At 76.3% G+C, this 5,008-nt stretch carries 6 protein-coding genes; 3 read left to right on the top strand and 3 right to left on the bottom strand.

Annotated features, from left to right (window positions below; translation table 11 throughout):
• Positions 1–774, top strand: a 774-nt coding sequence (locus E1293_RS44435) for a helix-turn-helix domain-containing protein (RefSeq protein WP_132205778.1), incomplete at its 5' end; no start/stop codon positions are given.
• A gap of 18 nt (positions 775–792) precedes the next feature.
• Here the strand turns inward: E1293_RS44435 and E1293_RS44430 are convergent.
• The 3 genes from E1293_RS44430 to E1293_RS44420 all read right to left on the bottom strand — a co-directional run bounded on the left by E1293_RS44430 (position 793) and on the right by E1293_RS44420 (position 3,232).
• A complete protein-coding gene (locus tag E1293_RS44430; RefSeq protein ID WP_132205776.1) occupies positions 793–1,752 on the bottom strand; it encodes a S1C family serine protease in 960 nt (319 codons plus the stop codon).
• A gap of 61 nt (positions 1,753–1,813) precedes the next feature.
• Positions 1,814–2,341, bottom strand: a complete 528-nt coding sequence (locus tag E1293_RS44425) for a GNAT family N-acetyltransferase (RefSeq protein WP_165978688.1) — start codon at positions 2,339–2,341, stop codon at positions 1,814–1,816.
• Positions 2,342–2,431: 90 nt separating this feature from the next.
• Complete coding sequence (locus tag E1293_RS44420; protein ID WP_132205774.1) at positions 2,432–3,232, bottom strand: SDR family NAD(P)-dependent oxidoreductase; 801 nt, start codon at positions 3,230–3,232, stop codon at positions 2,432–2,434.
• 64 nt (positions 3,233–3,296) lie between these two features.
• Between E1293_RS44420 and E1293_RS44415 the strand changes: the two genes are divergently transcribed.
• Both E1293_RS44415 and E1293_RS44410 read left to right on the top strand, forming a co-directional pair.
• Complete coding sequence (locus tag E1293_RS44415) at positions 3,297–3,995, top strand: spermidine synthase family protein (RefSeq protein WP_132205772.1); 699 nt, start codon at positions 3,297–3,299, stop codon at positions 3,993–3,995.
• Positions 3,996–4,100: 105 nt separating this feature from the next.
• On the top strand, positions 4,101–4,691 hold the full coding sequence (locus tag E1293_RS44410; protein ID WP_132205770.1) for a biotin transporter BioY: 591 nt from the start codon (positions 4,101–4,103) through the stop codon (positions 4,689–4,691).
• Positions 4,692–5,008 lie beyond the last annotated feature (317 nt).

The raw sequence follows: 5,008 nt of genomic DNA, 5'->3' as shown, positions 1-5,008 counted from the left end.
GGGCTGCAGGCCCTGGATGCGGCGGACACGGTGATCGTGCCGGCGTCGCACCTGCTGGACGAGACCGGGCCCGGCGACGGCCCGGTGCCGGCGGCGCTGGCGGCGGCGCGGGCGCGGGGCGCGCGGGTCGCGTCGGTGTGCACGGGCGCGTTCGTGCTGGCGGCGGCGGGCCTGCTGGAGGGGCGGCGCGCGACGACGCACTGGCTGTCGTGCGGCCGGTTCGCGGCGATGTTCCCCGGTGTGGAGGTCGACGCGGCGGTGCTGTTCGTCGACGAGGGCGACGTGCTGACCTCGGCGGGCGAGGCGGCGGGCATCGACCTGTGCCTGCACATGATCCGCCGCGACCACGGCGCGGCGGTCGCGGGGGACGTGGCGCGCCGCACGGTCGTCCCGCCGCACCGGGAGGGCGGGCAGGCGCAGTTCATCCAGCTGCCGGTGCCCGAGCCGCGCGACGCCTCGACGGGCGCGGCGCGGGCGTGGGCGCTGGCCCGGCTGGACCGGCCGCTGACGCTGGCGCAGCTGGCGGCGCGGGCGTCGATGAGCGTGCGGACGTTCACGCGCCGGTTCCGGCGGGAGACGGGCGTGTCGCCGCAGGTGTGGCTGGCGGGCCAGCGGGTGGAGCTGGCGCGGCGGCTGCTGGAGGAGTCCGACCTGCCGGTTGAGCGCGTCGCCGAGCGCGCCGGGTTCGGGACGGCGGCGTCGCTGCGCCAGCACCTGGCCGCGGCGATCGGGGTGTCCCCCTCCGCCTACCGCGCCACCTTCCGGGGGCCGTGACCGGCACCGTCCCGCGGGTCAGGCGTGCTCGGCGTCGAGTTCGACGGGTTCGGCGATGACGTCGACCATGGCGCCGTTGCGCAGCACCGTGATCGGCAGCGGCCGCCCGATCGCCTCGGCGAACATCAGCTTCTGCAGCGACTGGGCGTGCGAGACCGGTGCGCCGCCGGCGGTGAGGACCAGGTCGCCGCGGCGCAGCCCGGCCCGGTCGGCGGGACTGGCGGGCACGACCTCGGCGACGCGCAGCGCCTCGTCCTGCCCGATGCGGTCCCGCAGCCGAGCCGGCACGGGGACGGGTACGGCGGCCACCCCGAGGAACGCGCGGCGGACGCGGCCGTCGCGGATGAGGGCGCCGATGATGCGGCGGGTGGTGGCGTTGATGGGGACGGCCAGGCCGAGGCCGATCCCGGCGACGGCGGTGCTGACGCCGACGACGCGGCCGTGGGCGTCGGCGAGCGCGCCGCCCGAGTTGCCGGGGTTGAGGGCGGCGTCGGTCTGGATGACGTCCTCGATGACGCGGACGGCGGCGCCGCCCCGGGCGGCCTGCGAGGTCGGCAGGGACCGGCCGAGCGCGGACACCACCCCGGCGGTGACGGACCCGGCCAGGCCGAGGGGGTTGCCGACGGCGACGACGAGCTGCCCGACGACCAGGGCGTCGCTGTCGCCGAGGGTGACCGGGTCGGGGACGGGCCCGTCGGCGCGGACGACGGCCAGGTCCGACAGCGGGTCGGTGCCGGCGACGGTGAACGCGCCGGTGGCGCCGCCCGCGAACGCGGCCTGCCCGCCCGAGGCGGAGCCGACGACGTGGGCGTTGGTGAGCAGGAACCCGTCGCCGGTGAACGCGACGGCCGACCCGGTGCCCTCCCCGCGGCGGTGCCGCACGCGCAGCGCCGCCACGCGCGGGGTCAGCTCGCGGGCCACGGCGGACACGACGCGCGAGTAGGCGTCCAGCGGCGGCTCGCTCTCGTGGGGGACCATCGCACCTCCCGGATGATTACATAGTTACACGGCAACGCCGGGAGGTGAAGGGCTGTTCCCGCTAGCCCTCCGGCAGCTCCACGTCGGTGCGCAGGACGCTGTAGAGGACCTCGTCCCGATAGCGGCCGCGCACGAAGCTGTAACCGCGCATCACGCCCTCCCGGGTGAACCCCGCCTTCTCCAGGGCGCGCTGCTCGGCGACGTTGCCGACCTCGGTCTCGGCCTGGATCCGGTGCGCGATGGTGTGCGCGAACAGGTACTCCACCAGCAGCCGCTGCGCGCGGGTCCCGGCGCCCCTCCCGCGCGCCTCGGGCATCAGCGAGATCCCCACGCTCCAGCACCACGTCCGCGCGGTGGTGCTCACCCGCCGGTAGGACACCAGCCCGAGCCGGTCGGCGCCGCCCGCGACCAGGAGGTTGCCGGTCTCCTCGCCGAGCATCCGGTCGCCGTCCCAGCGCCGCCGCAGCCGGCCGGGATCGAACCATCCCTCCCACAGGAACGGCCCGCTCAGCTCGGGGTCGGTGCGCAGCCGCTCGACGAACGGCAGATCGTCCTCGGTGACCGGCCGCAGCCGCACATGATCGTCCACGGGGCCCCACGGTAGGACGCCGCCCTCCCGGCCGCCACCGGGTCCGGCCGGTCGGCACACCGGTCGGCGCACCGGTCAGCACGGGGTGGATCAGCGCAGGGTGGACAGGCCCCCGTCGACGTGGACGACCTGCCCGGTGACGTAGGACGCGCGGTCCGACAGAAGGAACACCGCGACGTCGGCGACCTCCCACGCGCTCCCCTGCCGGTGCATCGGGATGAGGCGGGCGACCTGGTCGCGGGAGGCGTTGCCGTCGGAGGCGGCGCGCCCCATCACGGTGTCGATCAGGCCGGGCGCCACCACGTTCGCGCGGACGCCGCGCGGCGCGCCCTCGGCCGCGATGTGCCGCACCAGCCCGGTCAGCCCGGCCTTGGACGCGTCATAGGACGGCGACCGCGACCCCGGTTTCGTCCCGGCCAGCGACCCGATGAACACCAGCGCGCCGCCGGCGTCCAGCGCCGGCATCGCCGCCTTGCCCACCAGGAACGGCGCCCGCAGGTTCACGTGCAGGACGTGGTCCCAGTCGGCCAGCGCCGTGCCCGCCAGCCCGTACCCGATACCGATCCCGGCGTTGAACACCACCCCGTCCAGGCCGCCGAGCCGCTCGGCGGCCTGCGTGACGACCCGGTCGCAGGACGCCGGGTCGGTCACGTCGGCGACGACGACGTGGCCGGTCCCGCCCTCGCCGTCGATCATCGCGGCGGTCTGGCCGGCGGCGTGCTCGTCGACGTCGGCGCACGCGACCGCCGCGCCCTCCCGCGCGGCGGCCACCGCGATGGCGCGGCCGTTGCCGACGGGGGCGGCGGGGTCGTCGCTCGGCCGCGTCCCCGCGCCGACGACCAGGATCCGGCGTCCGGCCAGCAGCCCGCCGGAACGGTGTGTCTCGGGCATGCCCGGCACCGTAGCCGACACCGCCCGCGATCACCATCGCGCGGGGGCGGCTAGGGTGCCGGGCATGACATCCGCAGGGGGGAGGGCCGGGGAGCCCGCCGTGGTCGAACGCGCCGCCGGCGCCGGGGGCGAGCTGGTGCTGCGCCGGGCGGGCGCCGACTACGAGATCATCAGCAACGGCGTCTTCCTGATGGACACCCGCAACGGCGAGTCCGAGCGGCTCCTGGTCCGCGCCGCCGCCGAGGGCCTCTCCGGGCCGGTGCGGCTGCTCATCGGCGGCCTCGGCGTCGGGTTCTCCCTCGCCGAGGCCCTGACCGTCCCCGGCGTCGCGCACGTCACCGTCGTCGAACGCGAACCCGCCGTCATCGCCTGGCACGCCACCGCGCTGCGCCCCTGGTCCCGCGGCGCCCTGGACGACCCCCGCGTCACCGTCGAGAACGCCGACCTGCTCGACTACGTCGCCCGCGCCCGCGCCGGCGCCGCGCCTTTCGACGCACCGCCCTTCGACGCGCTGTGCCTGGACATCGACAACGGCCCCGACTGGACCGTCACCCCCGGCAACGCCCGCCTCTACGCGCCCGCCGGCCTGGACGCGCTCGCCGCCCTCCTCGCCCCGCGCGGCGTCCTCGCCGTGTGGAGCGCCAACGCGGCACCGGCGTTCGAGGCGCTGCTGCGCGACCGGTTCGCCCGGGTGGAGGTCCGCGAGGTGCCGGTGCCGCGCGGCGAACCCGACGTGATCTACCTCGCCCGCACGGCCCGCTGAAGGCCGCCGACAAAACCGAGGCGCCGTTTCTGTAGCCCCGCGCCGTCCATCCCGGAACAGCCGTTCGCTAGGTTTCGGCCTGACACAACCATTTTGGGAGGATATGTGGCTACTGCCCACGCAGCCCAGCGGCGCCGCGCCGTCCTGGGCGACCTGCTGCCAGGCGCGCTGGCCCGCGACGCCGCGCTCGTCGCCGGCGCGGCCGCCTTCGTCGGCGTCGCCGCGCAGATCGCGGTGCCGCTGCCCGGCACCCCGGTACCGGTCACCGGGCAGACCTTCGCGGTGCTGCTCGCCGGCGCCGCCCTCGGCTTCGGCCGCGCCGGCCTGGGCATGCTGGTCTACCTGCTGGCCGGAATGGCGGGCGTCCCCTGGTTCACCGACGGCACCTCCGGCACCGGATTCCCCACCCTCGGCTACATCATCGGGTTCATCGCCGCCGGCGCCGTCGTCGGACGGCTCGCGCAACTCGGCGGCGACCGCACCCCGCTGCGCACCATCGGCACGATGCTCACCGGCACCGCCATCATGTACGCCGCCGGCGTCCCCTACCTGATGGCCGCGCTCCACGTCGACCTCGCCAAGGCCGTCGACCTCGGCGTGACGCCGTTCCTGGCCGGCGACGCCCTCAAGGTCGCGCTCGCGGCCGGGCTGCTGCCCGCCGCATGGAAGCTCACCGGCGCCGCCCGCGACCGGTAGCCCTCGCACCGTCCCGCGTCCGTCCCGTCCCCGTGCATGGGTACGGGACGGACGGGAATACGCACACCACAACGCCCCGGCCCGCCCCGGGCCGAACTGTGGCGCACACCTCACCGCCCACCGCCACCCCGCCCGTTTGAACAGGTTCAAATCTGGCGTACAGTGGGCCACGTGAAGCTCGCCGTGACAGCACCGGACCGACTCGCCGTCCGCACCGTCCCGGTCCCCGACCCGGGCGACCTCCTCGCGCGGCTTCCGCACCCGTCCGCGCTGGCCTGGATCCGGCACGGCGAGGGAATCGTCGGCTGGGGCGAGGC

Origin of the sequence: Actinomadura darangshiensis (assembly GCF_004349235.1) — a bacterium.
GTDB classification, from domain to species: Bacteria; Actinomycetota; Actinomycetes; order Streptosporangiales; family Streptosporangiaceae; genus Spirillospora; species Spirillospora darangshiensis.
This window is presented reverse-complemented; position numbering and strand designations above follow the sequence as displayed.